A 16,021-nucleotide genomic window follows, 5' to 3' on the forward strand; every position below is an offset into this window, starting at 1 on the left:
CAACCAACAACCAAGAACAACAACAACCAAAATGAAAAAAATAATCCTAACTGTTGCAGTCCTGCTTTTCTTGCTGCCATTTAAAACTAGGGCGCAAAAAAGCAATGCTAAAAAGCCCAATATCATTTTCATCATGTCAGATGATCATGCGTATCAGGCCATAAGCGCATATGATGATAAATTACTGCAAACACCCAATATTGATCGCTTGGCAAAAGAGGGTATGCTTTTTACCAATGCCAGCGTTACCAACTCTATTTGTGCGCCTTCTCGTGCAACCATATTAACAGGCAAGCATACACATATCAACGGGAAAGTGGATAATTATTTTCCGTTCGATACTACACAGGTGACCTTTCCTCAAATTTTTAAAAAGAACGGTTATAAAACGGCGATGTTCGGTAAGCTTCACTTTGGCAATAATCCAAAAGGGGTAGATGAGTTTATGATCTTGCCGGGTCAAGGGCACTATATTAATCCAGATTTTATAGTCACCAATGGTGATACCATAACCAAGCAAGGCTATGTTACCGATATCATAACAGATGTATCACTAGATTGGTTGAAAGAAGAAGCGTCCAATGACGAACCTTTTATGATGATGTACTTGCACAAGGCACCGCACAGACCGTGGTGGCCAAGACCGGATAAGTTTAAGGAGTTCACGAAAAAGACCTTCCCGGAGCCTGAAACGTTATTTGATGATTACAGCAATAGAGGATCGGCGGCAAAGACGGCAGAAATGAATTTGTTGACACACATGATGTATAGTCATGATAGTAAGATCAGACCGGAAACCTTAGCTAAAATGGAGGGTAAGGTTTTACCGGTAGTGGAAGAATTTCCCAATAGTTTTTACGGTCCGTATAACCGTGCAACGGCAGAACAAAAAGCATTGTATGATCCGGTGTTAGATTCCATCAACGATTTTTTCTATAACAATTGGCCAAAAATGAACGATACCGAGAAAATGAAATGGAAGTACCAGCGCTATATGCAAGATTATTTGGGTAGTATTTCTTCGGTAGATGATAATGTAGGTCGCTTGTTAGATTATTTGGATGAAAGCGGATTGGCGGAAAACACCATAGTGATCTATACCTCTGATCAAGGATTTTATTTAGGGGAGCACGGTTGGTTTGATAAGCGATTTATTTATGACGAATCGTTCAAAACTCCGTTATTAGTGCGTTGGCCCAATGTGGTTGAACCGGGAGCTGTAGAAAATGAAATGGTACAGAATTTAGACTTTGCACAGACCATGTTAGAAGCTGTAGGCATCACGCCGCCAAGTGATATGCAAGGTGAAAGTTTAATGCCCTTGTTGAAAGGCGAAAAAGAAAAATGGACTAGAGATGCCGTGTATTATCAATACTATGAATATCCATCTGTTCATATGGTAAAGCGTCACTATGGTATTGTGAATAAAGAATTTAAATTGGTGCATTTCTACTATGATGTTGATGAGTGGGAGCTGTATGACAGATTGAAGGACCCAAAGGAAATGAATAACGTCTACAACGACCCTGCCTACGCAGATACCGTTAAAAAATTAAAGAAAGATTTAATTGCACTTCGTAAAAAATATAAAGACTCCCCGGAGCAAGATCAGATGTATATAGATAAATATAAGAGCGCAGGGATGATTGAGTAGTTTTTCGTTGATTGTTTCTCGTTGTTCGTTTATAGTAAAATGTCAGTTCGAGTGCTCTTAAACTAATTTTTCTTTAGGTTAAGAGTGTATCGAGAACAGGTTTGGGACACGTGTGCTTCTCGCTACAATTTTTCCTCCCAAAAAAGGTCGTAAAAACCACTCGAAGTGACATTCGTTTTAAGGCGAAAAGGAGTTGATTTCATACTGTACTTTGTCAGTTCGAGTGCTCTTAAGCTAATTTTTCTTTAGGTTAAGAGTGTATCGAGAACAGGTTTGGGACACGTGTGCTTCTCGATACAATTTTCCTCCCAAAAAAGGTCGTAAAAACCGCTCAGAGTGACATTCGTTTTAAGGCGAAAAGGAATTGATTCCATGAAGTGCTTTGTCAGTTCGAGTGTTTTGGGCGTAGAATATCTGAGTCCTAAAAAGTATCGGTAATATTGTAATTAAACAAGTGTTCTATTGCTTTTAAGCCTTCAGAAAACTAACAACAAGACCAAGAATTATATATTTTTCATAAAATACTAGGTTTTTAAATTTTTCTGCCTTTATATTTGTAGCTCAAAGTTCACACACGTATTGAATAGTTATCAAGAAAGGTGGAGGGATTAGACCCTTTGAAACCTTAGCAACCCTTTGTTCCATACAAAGAAGGTGCTACATTCTACCCCTAGGGGAAGGATAACAGTAATCGATTTTCTCGATATTACTTTCTTATAACTTTTTGATTTTACTTACTCACATTTTTATGTGTTTAAGTTGGGCTTTTTAATTATTAAAATAATTTTTAAAAACAACAAAATCATGAGTAATCACAAATTAGCAACAAACGCATTACACGCAGGTCACGACACCACTACAAATGGAGGTACAAGGGCAGTGCCTATTTATCAAACATCATCGTATGTATTTAATGATACCGATCATGCGGCAAACTTATTTTCACTTAAAGAACTAGGGTTTATTTACACACGTTTAAACAATCCTACCAATCAAATTTTACAAGATAGATTAGCCGCTGTTGAAGGTGGTGTTGGTGCTGTGGTCTTTGCATCTGGTACTGCTGCCATTTCTACAGGTTTATTGACCTTGTTAAAAGCGGGAGATCATATTGTGGCGTCCAGCAGTTTATACGGTGGTACCTTTAATTTATTGAATGTTACACTACCAAGATTCGGTATTACGACCACCTTTGTAGATGCATCTGATCCTGAAAATTTTGGAAAAGCGGTACAGGATAATACAAGGGCTTTCTTTGTGGAATCTTTAGGTAACCCTAAATTGGATGTGTTAGATCTGAAAGCGATTTCTAAAGAATCGAAAGCAGCGGGAGTACCTTTTATAGTTGATAATACGGTAGCTACTCCTTCATTGTTAAACCCCATTGAGCACGGTGCCAACTTGGTCATTCATTCATTGACAAAATATATTGGCGGTCAAGGAACGTCCTTAGGTGGCGCAATTATAGATGCCGGTACGTTTGATTGGACCAACGGAAAATTCCCTGAATTTACGGAACCATCTGCAGGTTATCACGGTTTGGTTTATAGTGAGGCATTAGGTGCGGCAGCATTTACCTTTAAATTGATACTGGAAGGTTTACGTGATTTTGGTGGGGCATTGAGTCCGTATAACGCCTTTCAAATTATACAAGGTTTAGAGACTTTGCCGGTACGTATAAAACAACACAGTGCGAATGCATTGGAATTGGCTACTTGGTTAGAAGGAAGGAAAGAAGTGGCTTGGGTAAATTACCCAGGATTAAAGAGCAATAAATACTATGACTTGGCACAAGAATACTTGCCAAAAGGTCAAAGCGGATTGGTTACCTTTGGTATCAAAGGCGGTTTTGAAGCAGCTAAAAAGGTTACCGATGCCACTAAGATCTTTTCTTTGTTGGCCAACATTGGTGACACCAAATCATTGATCATTCACCCGGCAAGTACTACCCACCAGCAATTAACCGCAGAGCAGCAAGAAGGTGCAGGTGTAGGGCAAGATTTAATTCGTTTGTCGGTAGGTCTTGAAGATATAGAAGATTTAAAAGCAGATTTAGAGCAGGCATTTGCCAGCCTTTAATATAGTTTGCTATATAGTCAACAACCGGTCACTGAGCGTAGTCGAAGTGATCGGTGGTTTAAGAAAAAAAGAATATTGGTGGCGGCTGAGCCTAGCCGAAGTCATAGAATGTTCAAGAATATATTATTTACATGAGGTGGCTGAGCGCAGTCGAAGCTCAGCCACAAATTGATTTTGAAATAGATGTTACATCAACTACAGATTAAAAAATACAAGGCCCTAAGCGGTAGTGTTCAAGATATTCAATTATCGTATCAGGTATTTGGGAAAGCTCTTCATACAGCTCCAATAATTTTGGTGAACCATGCATTAACGGGCAATTCTAATGTTACCGGAGAAAATGGTTGGTGGTCTGCCTTGATCGGGGAAGAGAAGTGTATAGATACCAACAAGTACACTATTTTGGCATTCAACATTCCGGGCAATGGTCATGACAAGTTTGTAATAGAGAACTATAAGGATTTTGTAGCCGGTGATGTAGCTAGAATATTTTTATTGGGTCTACAACAGTTAAAGGTAGAGCGTTTGTTTGCATTGATCGGTGGATCTTTGGGTGGCGGTATCGCTTGGGAAATGGCAGCATTGCACCCAACGCTGACAGAACATTTGATTCCTGTGGCATCTGATTGGAAATCGACCGATTGGTTAATAGCCAATTGCCAAATACAGGAACAGTTTTTAGTGAATTCTAAACAACCTGTGCATGATGCCCGTATGCATGCCATGTTATGTTATAGGACTCCGGCTTCCTTTAAAGAACGGTTTAAACGAAGTACTAATGAGGAGCTTAAGGTTTTTAATGTAGAAAGTTGGTTAATGCACCATGGCGATAAGTTACAAGAGCGTTTTCAATTGTCTGCGTATAAGTTGATGAATCAATTATTAAAGACCATTGATGTTACTAGGGATGGTGATGAGAATTTTGTTAAGCTACAAAATAGCGATACCAATATTCATATTATCGGGGTAGATTCGGATATGTTCTTTACTGCCCAAGAAAACAAAGATACCTTTAAGCAATTGGCGCAGGCAAAGAGTAATGTGACCTATGGAGAAGTACAATCGTTACATGGGCATGATGCCTTTTTGATCGAGTTTGATCAGATGGAAAAATTGCTGACCGGTATTTTTAATACCAACGGTAATATCAAGAAGATCAAAATCTTAAAATTTGGTGGTAAATCGTTGAGTAATGGCGAGGGACTTGAGCGTGTATTGGATATCGTTACACAAAAGGTCAAGAACAATGAGAATATAGCCATGGTGGTTTCCGCTAGGGAAAAGGCTACGGATCAGCTAGAGGATATGCTAGAGAAAGCAGCCAAGGGAAAAGATTATAGGTCGGATTTTGAAGCGCTGGAGAAGTATCAAAAACATACCTATTCCAACGTAAATCTATCTGCCGAATTCAAGGGCTTGGCAAAGCTGTATGAAGGAGTTTCCCTGTTGGGAGATTACAGTGCCAAAATAAAAGATGAGGTGTTGGCGTATGGCGAGTTGATCTCTGCCAAACTGGTAACCAAACTATTGATCGGTAAAGGGATCAATGCCAAACTTGTAGATACTCGTGAAGTCATTAAGACCGATGATACCTTTGGTGACGCCAAGGTGCTTGAAAATGAATCCAAAGAATTGGTGCTTTTAAAATTCGCTGAAATTCCGAGTGATACGGTAGCGGTAGTTACAGGTTTCATAGCCTCTACAGTGGAGAACGAGACAACGACTTTGGGTAGGAATGGTAGTAACTATTCCGCCGCATTATTGGCTAATTTTTTAGATGCCGAAGAATTACAGAATTACACCCACGTTGATGGTATTTATACGGCAAATCCTGATTATGTGCCAGAGGCGAAAAGACTGGCGAACCTGTCTTATGAAGAAGCAAATGAGCTCGCCAATTTTGGAGCAACCATTCTACATGCCAAAACCATAATTCCCTTAATTGAGAAGAACATTCCGTTACGTATTTTAAATACCTACAATGATGATAATGAGGGTACTTTAATAAGTGCCAAATCCAGTAAAGAAGGTATAAAGTCGCTCTCGGTTATAGAAGATGTTGCCATGATTAATATAGAAGGTCGTGGCTTGTTAGGGAAAGTAGGGGTAGATGCCCGTATTTTTAAAGCCTTACAATCTAGCAATATTAGTGTGAGCATTATTTCCCAAGGATCATCCGAAAGGGGAATAGGACTTGTGGTGAAAAAGGATAAGGCAAAAAGGGCAAAGCTGGCACTGGAAAATGAGTTTAGCAACGACTTTGAATCAAAAGATGTAAATATGATTACGGTGATGGATGATGTGTCTATCATATCTATCGTAGGCCAAGATTTAAGCACTTTTCACAATCCGTTCAATGCATTGATCAAAAACCAGATCGTGCCGTTGTTGTTCAATAATACGGTATCTGGCAAGAACGTAAGTTTGGTGGTAAAGAAATCAGATTTGCATAAGGCTGTCAATGTTATGCACGGTCAGGTGTTCGGCATCAGTAAGAAAATTAATATTCTGATTTTCGGTCACGGTAATGTAGGCGGTACTTTGATAGAACAGATTTTAAAATCGGCTAAGTCCATTAAAGAGCGCAAGAAATTAGACCTAAGGGTTTTTGGAATTGCAAACTCTAAAAAGATATTGTTGAATGAAAAGGGTATTGCCAAGAATTGGAAAACACATCTGGAGCAGAAAGGAAAACCGTATAAGGTTGATGATGTCTTTGAATTTGCAAAGCGTCACCATTTGGAGAATCTTATTGTAATAGATAATACGGCAAGTAAAGATTTTGTTGCCAACTATTTTGAATTTGTAGAGCATGGTTTTGATATTGTGTCATCTAACAAAATTGCCAATACCTTGCGTTACGATTTTTATCAGTTACTGAGGGAAGAATTGCAAAAAAATCAAAAGCAATATCTGTACGAAACCAATGTAGGGGCAGGATTGCCATTGATTGATACCATTAAGTTATTACATTTGTCCGGAGAGAATATAACAAGGATAAAAGGCGTGTTCTCAGGTTCTTTAAGTTATATTTTCAATACATTCTCAGAAGTGGATGTACCTTTTTCATCGATATTGAAAGATGCAATGCAAAAAGGATTTACGGAACCAGATCCACGTGAAGATCTTTCAGGAAATGATGTTGGGCGTAAATTATTGATTTTAGCACGTGAGCTAGATTTGCATAATGAGTTTGCAGATATCAATATTGAAAACCTGATACCTAAAAAACTGCAAGATGGTGAGGTAGATTTCTTCTTACAGCATTTAGAAGTGTTGGATACCAAGTTCAATGAAATTAAGAAAAACCAAAAGCCAGATCATGTATTGCGTTATGTAGGTGATCTGCATGGCAATCTTCAGAAAGAAAAAGGAGTGTTAGATGTTAAATTGGTCTCCGTACCAAAAGAAAGTGCCCTAGGGCAAGTAAAAGGGTCGGATTCCATAATAGAGATCTATACGGAATCTTACGGTGAAAATCCGTTAGTAATACAAGGTGCAGGTGCTGGCGCAGCAGTAACCGCAAGAGGTGTCTTTGGTGATATATTGCGAATTGCGGAGAAAGGATGACTTCGGCTCCGCTCAGTCACCGCGTACCAATATTTGTTAGGTAAAAGGCTGGCAGCTGAGATAGCTGAATCCAAATTATAGTAATAAAAATAAGAAAGTTTAATGTTGGTGGCTGAGTGTATATTTGTTAGGTAAAATATTTGTGCCTGAGATACTGAATCCAAATAATAGTAATAAAAATAAGTAAGTTTAATGTTGCTGGCTGAGCGTATATTTTTTAGGTGAAAGATTTGTGCTTGAGATAGCTGAATCCAAATAATAGTAATAAAAATAAGTAATTTTAATGTTGGTGGCTGAGCGTAGCCGAAGCCAATAAATGATAATTGTATGTCAGGATTCATGTATATTTTGGAATGTTCAGACGGAAGTTATTATACTGGTAGTACAAAAGACTTAGATAAAAGAATAGTAGAGCACCAAGAAGGTAAAGGGGCTAATCATACAAGATTAAGATTACCTGTGAAGTTGGTTTATGTAGAAGAGTATTTAAGAATTGATTCTGCATTTTATAGAGAGAAACAAATACAAGGTTGGAGAAGAGAAAAGAAAGAAGCATTAATTAATGGGGAATTAGGTAAGTTGCCAGGTTTGGCAGAATGCCAAAATGATACACATTATAGATATTTTAAAGAATAATAAAATGTCAATTCGGCGGAGCTTGACGGTCAGCATAATAAAAAAGGTGGTATGTTTAAAATAGGTGGCTGAGCGTAGCCGAAGCCAAAATGGTTGAATAAAAGTAAGTAAATTGAAATAAGGTGGCTGAGCGTAGCCGAGATTAGGTGGCTGAGCGTAGCCGAAGCCAAAAAGTAAAGAAATGAAAAAGAACAACAATAAATTTGAAACGAACGCAATACGTACACAATTAAAACGAAGCGAAAATTTGGAGCATTCCGTTCCATTATATTTGACCTCTAGTTTTGTATTTGAAGACGCTGAAGATATGCGTGCTTCGTTTGCCGAGGAAAAAGATCGTAATATATACTCAAGATATTCTAACCCAAATTCATCTGAATTTATTGATAAGGTTTGTCAAATGGAAGGTGCGGAGAACGGATTTGCTTTTGCATCGGGTATGGCAGCTGTATTTTCTACATTGGCAGCATTGTTAGATAGCGGTGATCATGTGCTATCGGCAAGAAGTATTTTTGGTTCTACGCATTCGTTATTTACCAACTTTTTTCCAAAGTGGAATATTGATCACACATATTTTAAAATAGATGCCTTAGAAGAAATAGAGCGTTTAATTACTCCGAAAACAAAAATCATCTATGCGGAAACACCTACCAATCCAGGTGTTGATGTGTTGGATTTGGAGGAATTGGGTAAAATTGCCAAAAAGAATAATCTAATTTTAATCATAGATAATTGTTTTGCATCACCTTACTTACAACAGCCCATTAAATTTGGGGCGGACTTGGTCATACATTCCGGTACCAAACTAATGGATGGTCAAGGCAGGGTTTTGGCTGGTATTACCGTAGGTAGTGCAGATTTGATGGATAAGGTATATCGTTTCTCACGAATTACTGGTCCGGCACTTTCACCTTTCAATGCGTGGGTACTTTCTAAAAGTTTAGAAACACTGGCAATAAGAGTTGATAGGCATTGTGATAATGCTTTAAAGTTAGCCGAATATTTAGAAGCGAGCGATAAGGTAAATTGGGTAAAATATCCATTTTTAAAATCGCACCCTAAATATGAAATTGCAAAAAAGCAAATGAAAGCGGGTGGTTGTGTAGTAGCCTTTGAAGTTAAAGGCGGTTTAGAAGCGGGTAGGGAATTTTTCGATTCCATTAAACTATTGTCCCTTTCTGCCAATTTAGGAGATTCAAGAACTATCGTTACGCATCCGGCATCTACAACACATAGTAAATTAAGCGTAGAGGAACGTGCTGCAGTGGGCATATCAGATGGTACGGTCAGAATTTCTGTAGGTCTGGAACATATAGACGATATCATAGCGGATATTGCTCAAGCTTTAGGCTAAAGGATATTGTGATTAAAACAAAAAGCCCGGTACGTACCGGGCTTTTTGTTTGTTTTATATAAGGTGGGTTATTTTGTTAATGTCATATTATAAGTTGCACTAACGCTAGTTGTAGCACCAAAGAAATCTACAGTTTCATCCACTTCATATCGTAATGACATTTTACCATCTGTAAGTTCTGTAATGGTAAAGCCTACTTCTTCATCACCAGTGCCAAAATACAGGGTACTGCCATCTAGTCTCCATTCATCACTTTCAAAAAAGTCTTCACCGGTTTCTTCTTCAGTTGATGTTTCTCCCATAACCGTAGTGGTAATCACTGTGGTGTAAGAACCTTCACTGGTTACTATGTTAGGGTTTTCTGAAAAAGTAACTACGGTATCAAAATCTTTACCAACTGCGGTGAAAGTAGTGGGTATAGAAGTGCCGTCAAAATTAGTATCTGATCTACCATCTTTTGTTTCTAGGGCGGTCAGGTTCCAGGTACCCGTAATTTGAGATTCACTGGCGTTGGTAACAGCATCTTCATCATTAGAGCATGATAAGAACACCAAAGTAAATGCACTTAAAAGTGTAGATAATAATATTTTTTTCATGATTTGGATTTTTAGGTTGCCCAGTATTAACGCTAAAATTGTCGTCTTAAGTATTTCTTCGATATTTTATTATTTGGCTATCTTAGCATCATGCTCTCGAAAAAGACAAAATATGGTTTAAAAGCGCTTTCTTATTTAGCGGCGCAAACAGACAAGCAACCTGTTCAAATTTCAGAAATTGCTGAGAAGGAGAATATCTCCCAGAAATTCTTGGAAAGCATTTTGCTAAGTTTAAGAAAAACAGGTTTTTTAGGCTCTAAAAAAGGTAAAGGGGGCGGCTATTATCTTTTAAGGTCACCCGAAGAGATTTCAATGACCGATGTTATGAGAGTGCTTGAAGGTCCTATAGCGATGGTGCCATGTGTTAGCCTTAATTTTTATGAGACCTGCGATGATTGTCCCGATGAAAACACATGCTCCGTACATAAATTAATGTTACAAGTGCGTGATAGTGCCTTAGAGGTATATAGAAGCAATACTTTAAAGGATATCATTTCTTAGCGTTCAAAATTCATTCATTTTTTAGTTTACTGTAATTCAATATGTTGCGAAATATTAAATTTTTGCGTCCATTTGTTAATAATCTACTAAATCTATAGGGTAATGGAAATTTATCTGAATTTTTGGCGACTACTTTGAAAATATATACTATTTTTGAAAACTCTATTAAATTAGTAGGGTAATAAAAATTAAGTAAAAGATGATTGCAGATCAACTTGTTTTGAACAAAAAAGAGTCAAAGACTACCTATAAAGAAGATAAAACTTCAGAGAAGCCGCTACGTAGTATTGCAAAAGCGTTTAGTTGGAGAGTAATTGGTACGTTAGATACTTTGGTGATATCCTATATATTAACAGGTGAAATTTCTATTGCGGCTTCTATTGCCTCTATAGATTTTGTAACAAAAATGGTTCTGTATTTTTTTCACGAAAGAATCTGGAATTTAGTAAAGTGGGGTAAATAGAAAAGAAAAGGATTATGGCATTGACAGAAGCACAAGTTCAACAATTGAACGTTCAGTTTAAAGGGATACCACCTCAAGAAATTATTTCTTGGGCAGTAAAACATGCTCAGGTTCCTGTAGTAACTACTAATTTTAGACCGTACGAAGTAGCTATTTTGCATGCTGTTTCAGAGGTGAGAAAAGATATTCCTGTGGTTTGGTGCGATACGGGGTATAATACTCCTAAAACCTATAAACATGCAGAAGAGTTGACGGAAAGGTTGAATTTGAACATAAAATTATATGTACCAAAACAGACTACCGCACATAGAGATGCCGTAATGGGTATACCACAAATAGATGATCCTAGGCATGCAGAGTTTACCGAGCAGGTGAAATTGGAGCCTTTTAAAAGGGCAATGGCAGATTTTAAACCGGATGTTTGGTTTACTAACCTAAGAAAAGGGCAGACCGCACATAGGGATAGTTTGGATATATTAAGCCTAAGTAAAGATGGTGTATTAAAAGTGAGTCCGTTTTATCATTGGAACGATACTCAGCTAGATGCCTATTTGAAAAAATATGACCTACCTAACGAGCATAACTATTTTGATCCAACCAAAGTGTTGGCAAATAGGGAGTGCGGGTTACACAGTTAATCATAGGTAGTAGAAAAAATAAAGATAATTGATCTAAAAAAGTATAATGAGTAATACAAGCACGGAATTGGAGGCAACCCCTTCTTTAGACCTTTTAAAAGATACTTCTCATATAAATGCCCTTGAAAATGAGGCTATTTATATCATTAGGGAGGTTGCAGCTCAGTTTGAGAAGCCGGTACTTTTGTTTTCGGGAGGAAAAGACTCGATCACATTGGTACGTTTAGCACAGAAGGCATTTTGGCCATCAAAAATTCCTTTCCCTTTAATGCATATTGATACAGGTCATAACTTTCCTGAAACCATAGAATTTAGAGATAGATTGGTAGAGGAGTTGGGTCTGGAATTAATTGTACGTAATGTACAGGATTCTATTGATCAAGGTAAGGTGAAAGAAGAATCTGGTAGGTATTCAAGTAGAAATAGCTTGCAGACAACAACGTTGTTAGATGCCATTGAAGAATTTAAGTTCGACGCTTGTATTGGTGGAGCTCGTAGAGATGAAGAAAAGGCACGTGCAAAAGAACGTATATTTTCTGTTCGTGATGATTTTGGTCAGTGGGATGAGCGTAATCAGCGCCCAGAGTTGTTCGATATGTTGAACGGGCAAATAGAATTGGGGCAGAACGTAAGAGTGTTCCCTATTTCTAACTGGACGGAGCTAGATGTTTGGTCGTATATCAAAGAGGAGCAAATTGAAATTCCTTCCATCTATTTTGCACATAAGCGTAAAACCTTCTTAAGGGACGGTATGATCTGGTCTGCAGAAGATGGTATCGTTTTTAGGGAAGAAGATGAGGTAGTGGAAGAGCGTTTGGTGCGTTTTCGTACCGTAGGCGACATGTCTTGTACGGCAGCCGTTCTTTCAGATGCAGAAACGATCGATAAGGTAGTAGAGGAAATTAGGGATTCATCCATTTCAGAGCGTGGCGCGCGTATAGACGATAAGCGTTCAGAAGCGGCAATGGAAAAAAGAAAACAACAAGGATATTTTTAATCTGGTTGATAGTTGTTAGTTGTTCGTTGATGGTAGATCACGAATAAAACTAACAACCAACAACCGACAACGAACAACGAAATTGGAAGTACTAAAAATAGCAACAGCAGGTAGTGTAGATGACGGTAAAAGTACCTTGATTGGGAGAATATTGTATGATACAAAGTCACTGACCAGCGATAAATTAGAGGCAATAGAAAAGACCAGTAAGCAAAAGGGATATGATTATTTGGATTTCTCTTTGGCAACAGATGGTCTGGTAGCGGAACGTGAGCAAGGTATCACGATAGATGTAGCCCATATCTATTTCTCAACGGCAAAGAAAAGTTACATTATAGCAGATACACCTGGGCACGTAGAATATACGCGTAACATGGTAACTGGAGCTTCAACTTCACAAGCGGCGATCATTTTGATCGATGCACGTAAAGGGGTAATAGAGCAAACTAATAGACACTTTTTTATCAATAACCTATTACGCATAAAAGATGTAGTGGTAGCTATTAATAAGATGGATCTGGTAGACTATTCTGAAGAAACCTACAATGCAATTAAAGCTGATTTTGAGGCATTGATGGCAAAGAGAGATTATCAAGATCAGAAAATTACTTTTATTCCTGTAAGCGCGTTGAAAGGGGATAACGTAGTAAACTTGTCGGACAAGACCCCTTGGTATAAAGGGCAGTCTTTGTTAGAACATTTTGAAGCATTGGATAGAAAGGATATTTTCAATGTGGGTACACCACGTTTCCCGGTGCAATATGTTATCCGTCCAAAAACGGATGAACACCATGATTTTAGAGGATTTGCCGGTAAAGTATATGGTGGTGAATTAAGCGTAGGCGATGAGGTAGTGGCGCTTCCATCACAGACACGTTCTAAAATAAAGGATATTTATTTTCATGACAAGAAATATAAAACGGCATCAAGGAGATCATCGGTAACCATAACATTGGAAGATGAAATTAATTTGAGTCGCGGAGATATGTTAGTGAAAGCGGGTGACCTGCCAACGGTAGACAAGCAATTTACGGCAACAATTTCTTGGATGGATTCATTGCCTTTGGCAGCCGGTAATAAATATATTGTTCAACATGGTATCAATAAAGTATTGGCTAAGGTAGAGCAAGTGCACCATAAGATTGCTCCGGATTATTCTGGTATAGATGAAAAAACGGAGTCTTTGGGCATGAATGATATTGCTCAAGTGAGTTTCCGTTTAAATAAACCAATATTCTATGATCAATTTAAAAATCACAGAACAAACGGTTCATTTATATTGATCGATACAAAATCCAACAGTACCGTAGGTGCAGGATTCATAAGTTAATAAAAACATGTCAATTTTATATTGACTGTTTTTATTAAGTCTATAAAATCTATAGGCAAAATATAGTAATAATTTACATCGGTATTTATACTGAACATTTAATACTAAGCAATGCAAAGTTTTAGAACAGAATTAGAAAATCAGGTAGTTGAAAAGGATATTCTTGAATTGGAACGTAAAATTCATGAGTTTCATGGTGGCAAGCTAGATGAAGAAAAATTTAGAAGTCTTCGATTGGCACGTGGTGTTTACGGACAGCGTCAAGAAGGGGTTCAAATGATTCGTATAAAGTTGCCTTATGGTAAGGTGACCTCTAAGCAGTTGCTTCGTATTTGTGATGTATCGGACGAATATTCTACAGGTAGATTGCATATTACCACACGCCAAGATATTCAGATCCACTATGTGGATTTGAATAGAACGCCGCAGTTGTGGGCAGAATTAGAGAAAGATGAAATTACCTTAAGGGAAGCCTGTGGTAACACGGTACGTAACGTAACCGCAAGTGAAACGGCTGGTATTGATGTTGATGAACCTTTTGATGTTTCACCATATGCACACGCATTATTTCAGTATTTCCTTAGAAATCCTGTAAGTCAAGAAATGGGACGTAAGTTCAAAGTTTCTTTTTCCGCAAGTGATTCAGATACCGGTTTGTCTTATATGCATGATTTGGGCTTTATAGCCAAAATACAAAATGGTGAAATAGGTTTTAAAGTAATGCTTGGTGGCGGATTGGGTTCCCAACCACGACATGCGGATGAGTTGTATAGCTTTTTGCCTGCGGATCAAATAATTCCTTTAATGGAAACCGTGGTTCGTGTTTTTGACCGTTACGGTGAACGTAAAAGTAGAGCTAAAGCTAGAATGAAATTCTTGTTGAAAGATTTAGGTCTTGACGGATTTAAGGAGCTTTTGGCGGCAGAGAAAACGGCTGTACCTTTTGATACTTTTCCAATAGACCCAGAGGCATATCCTAAGGTAAAGGTGTCAGAATTAGAGGTTCCGGCAGTAGAGATTAGTGACGTAAAAGCTTTTGAACAGTGGAAATCTACCAACGTAATACCACAAAAACAACCAGGTTATGTTGCTTTGGGTATTAAAGTGTTATTGGGTGATTTCTATACGGATAAAGCACGTTTATTGGCAAACTTGGTGCAGAAATATGCAGCGGGTGAGTTAAGATTATCATTACGTCAAAACATTTTGATTCCTTTCGTAAAAGAAGAGAACGTAGCATTCTTTTATACTGAATTGGAAAAGTTAGGTTTTGTAGAGGCTGGTTATAATAAGGCTCTTGATATCACCGCTTGTCCAGGTACGGATACCTGTAACCTAGGAATTGCAAGTAGTACAGGAATTGCAGAGGAACTGGAAAGAGTGATAAAAACAGAATACCCAGATTATATTAATAACGATGATGTTGTTATAAAAATCAGTGGTTGTATGAATGCCTGTGGGCAGCACAATATGGCAAATATTGGTTTTCAGGGCATGTCCGTTCGTACAAAGGATAAATTGGTAGCTCCTGCGCTTCAGGTATTGTTGGGCGGTAGCAATGATGGTAACGGTAATGGTCGTTTTGCGGACAAGGTGGTAAAAGTGCCAAGTAAAAGAGGTCCGGAAGCATTGCGTTTGATCTTAAATGATTTTGATGCCAACGGTGGAGATCTATCGTTCCCGGATTATTATGCCGAAAAAGGACAAATGTATTTCTATGATTTTCTTACCCCATTATCATCAATAGATGATTTAACGCCAGAAGACTTTATAGATTGGGGTAATACGGAGCGTTATGAAAAAGCTATAGGTGTAGGTGAGTGTGCCGGTGTTGTTATCGACTTGATCGCAACATTACTTTTTGAAAGTGAAGAGAAAATTCAGAATGCACAAGAAATGTTCGATGCCGAAAAATGGTCTGCCAGTATCTATCACGCATATTCTTCTATGGTAAACTCGGCTAAGGCGATGTTGACCGCAGAAAATACAAAAGTGAATACCCACGTAAGTATCATTAAGGATTTTGATGAGAAATTTGTTGCCGATGGCAGAATTGCCGTAGCTGGCGGATTTGAAAAATTGGTACTTCAATTAAATCAGAACGAACCAACAAAAGAATTTGCACAATCTTACATAAAGGATGCGAAAGAATTTTTGGAAACTGTTGAAAAGTTCAGACAGCAAGAATTGGCAGAAGCATAGA

The 16,021-nt window shown here is 38.0% G+C and carries 12 protein-coding genes and 1 riboswitch; of the genes, 11 read left to right on the forward strand and 1 reads right to left on the reverse strand.

From position 1 onward, the window contains the following. Positions 1 to 31: 31 nt before the first annotated feature. The 5 genes from VBZ51_RS15225 (at position 32) to VBZ51_RS15245 (ending at position 9,293) form a co-directional block, all read left to right on the forward strand. Positions 32 to 1,654, forward strand: a complete 1,623-nt coding sequence (locus VBZ51_RS15225) for a sulfatase (RefSeq protein WP_416577490.1) — start codon at positions 32 to 34, stop codon at positions 1,652 to 1,654. Positions 1,655 to 2,238: 584 nt separating this feature from the next. Next, a riboswitch (SAM riboswitch) is annotated at positions 2,239 to 2,342 on the forward strand. Between the two features lie 116 nt (positions 2,343 to 2,458). After that, a complete protein-coding gene (locus VBZ51_RS15230; protein WP_058105310.1) occupies positions 2,459 to 3,733 on the forward strand; it encodes an O-acetylhomoserine aminocarboxypropyltransferase/cysteine synthase family protein in 1,275 nt (424 codons plus the stop codon). 183 nt (positions 3,734 to 3,916) lie between these two features. Then, positions 3,917 to 7,303 carry a bifunctional aspartate kinase/homoserine dehydrogenase I gene (thrA, locus tag VBZ51_RS15235; RefSeq protein WP_416577491.1) on the forward strand — a complete coding sequence of 1,129 codons (3,387 nt, stop codon included), beginning with the start codon at positions 3,917 to 3,919 and terminating at the stop codon, positions 7,301 to 7,303. Positions 7,304 to 7,630: 327 nt separating this feature from the next. Continuing rightward, a complete protein-coding gene (locus VBZ51_RS15240) occupies positions 7,631 to 7,939 on the forward strand; it encodes a GIY-YIG nuclease family protein (RefSeq protein ID WP_091602059.1) in 309 nt (102 codons plus the stop codon). A gap of 181 nt (positions 7,940 to 8,120) precedes the next feature. After that, complete coding sequence (locus VBZ51_RS15245) at positions 8,121 to 9,293, forward strand: trans-sulfuration enzyme family protein (protein WP_416577492.1); 1,173 nt, start codon at positions 8,121 to 8,123, stop codon at positions 9,291 to 9,293. 68 nt (positions 9,294 to 9,361) lie between these two features. On the opposite strand, the gene VBZ51_RS15250 is transcribed toward VBZ51_RS15245, so the two are convergent. Then, entirely contained in the window at positions 9,362 to 9,889 is a 528-nt protein-coding gene (locus VBZ51_RS15250) for a hypothetical protein (protein ID WP_058105313.1), read from the reverse strand. A gap of 90 nt (positions 9,890 to 9,979) precedes the next feature. On the opposite strand from VBZ51_RS15250, the gene VBZ51_RS15255 reads away from it, so the two are divergent. From VBZ51_RS15255 to VBZ51_RS15280, 6 genes are all read left to right on the forward strand, one after another. Continuing rightward, on the forward strand, positions 9,980 to 10,390 hold the full coding sequence (locus tag VBZ51_RS15255) for an RrF2 family transcriptional regulator (protein ID WP_058105314.1): 411 nt from the start codon (positions 9,980 to 9,982) through the stop codon (positions 10,388 to 10,390). Between the two features lie 199 nt (positions 10,391 to 10,589). Continuing rightward, positions 10,590 to 10,853, forward strand: a complete 264-nt coding sequence (locus tag VBZ51_RS15260) for a DUF2061 domain-containing protein (protein WP_058105315.1) — start codon at positions 10,590 to 10,592, stop codon at positions 10,851 to 10,853. Between the two features lie 14 nt (positions 10,854 to 10,867). Beyond that, complete coding sequence (locus VBZ51_RS15265; RefSeq protein ID WP_291967024.1) at positions 10,868 to 11,491, forward strand: phosphoadenosine phosphosulfate reductase family protein; 624 nt, start codon at positions 10,868 to 10,870, stop codon at positions 11,489 to 11,491. A gap of 46 nt (positions 11,492 to 11,537) precedes the next feature. After that, positions 11,538 to 12,488: a sulfate adenylyltransferase subunit CysD gene (gene cysD / locus VBZ51_RS15270; RefSeq protein WP_058105317.1), complete on the forward strand. Its 951-nt coding sequence runs from the start codon at positions 11,538 to 11,540 to the stop codon at positions 12,486 to 12,488. Positions 12,489 to 12,570: 82 nt separating this feature from the next. Continuing rightward, on the forward strand, positions 12,571 to 13,818 hold the full coding sequence (locus VBZ51_RS15275; protein ID WP_416577493.1) for a sulfate adenylyltransferase subunit 1: 1,248 nt from the start codon (positions 12,571 to 12,573) through the stop codon (positions 13,816 to 13,818). 111 nt (positions 13,819 to 13,929) lie between these two features. Continuing rightward, positions 13,930 to 16,020 carry a HEPN domain-containing protein gene (locus VBZ51_RS15280; protein WP_416577494.1) on the forward strand — a complete coding sequence of 697 codons (2,091 nt, stop codon included), beginning with the start codon at positions 13,930 to 13,932 and terminating at the stop codon, positions 16,018 to 16,020. Position 16,021: the final 1 nt, after the last annotated feature.

The organism is Maribacter sp. HS (assembly GCF_048059195.1).
In the GTDB taxonomy this organism is placed as follows: Bacteria; Bacteroidota; Bacteroidia; order Flavobacteriales; family Flavobacteriaceae; genus Maribacter; species Maribacter dokdonensis.

Excerpts from the sequence above, each read along its gene's own strand:
- VBZ51_RS15250 (WP_058105313.1), bottom strand. The coding sequence starts at position 9,889 with ATGAAAAAAATATTATTATCTACACTTTTAAGTGCATTTACTTTGGTG.
- VBZ51_RS15245 (WP_416577492.1), top strand. The coding sequence starts at position 8,121 with ATGAAAAAGAACAACAATAAATTTGAAACGAACGCAATACGTACACAA.
- VBZ51_RS15240 (WP_091602059.1), top strand. The coding sequence starts at position 7,631 with ATGTCAGGATTCATGTATATTTTGGAATGTTCAGACGGAAGTTATTAT.
- VBZ51_RS15230 (WP_058105310.1), top strand. The coding sequence starts at position 2,459 with ATGAGTAATCACAAATTAGCAACAAACGCATTACACGCAGGTCACGAC.
- VBZ51_RS15260 (WP_058105315.1), top strand. The coding sequence starts at position 10,590 with ATGATTGCAGATCAACTTGTTTTGAACAAAAAAGAGTCAAAGACTACC.
- cysD (WP_058105317.1), top strand. The coding sequence starts at position 11,538 with ATGAGTAATACAAGCACGGAATTGGAGGCAACCCCTTCTTTAGACCTT.
- VBZ51_RS15265 (WP_291967024.1), top strand. The coding sequence starts at position 10,868 with ATGGCATTGACAGAAGCACAAGTTCAACAATTGAACGTTCAGTTTAAA.
- VBZ51_RS15280 (WP_416577494.1), top strand. The coding sequence starts at position 13,930 with ATGCAAAGTTTTAGAACAGAATTAGAAAATCAGGTAGTTGAAAAGGAT.
- thrA (WP_416577491.1), top strand. The coding sequence starts at position 3,917 with ATGTTACATCAACTACAGATTAAAAAATACAAGGCCCTAAGCGGTAGT.
- VBZ51_RS15255 (WP_058105314.1), top strand. The coding sequence starts at position 9,980 with ATGCTCTCGAAAAAGACAAAATATGGTTTAAAAGCGCTTTCTTATTTA.
- VBZ51_RS15225 (WP_416577490.1), top strand. The coding sequence starts at position 32 with ATGAAAAAAATAATCCTAACTGTTGCAGTCCTGCTTTTCTTGCTGCCA.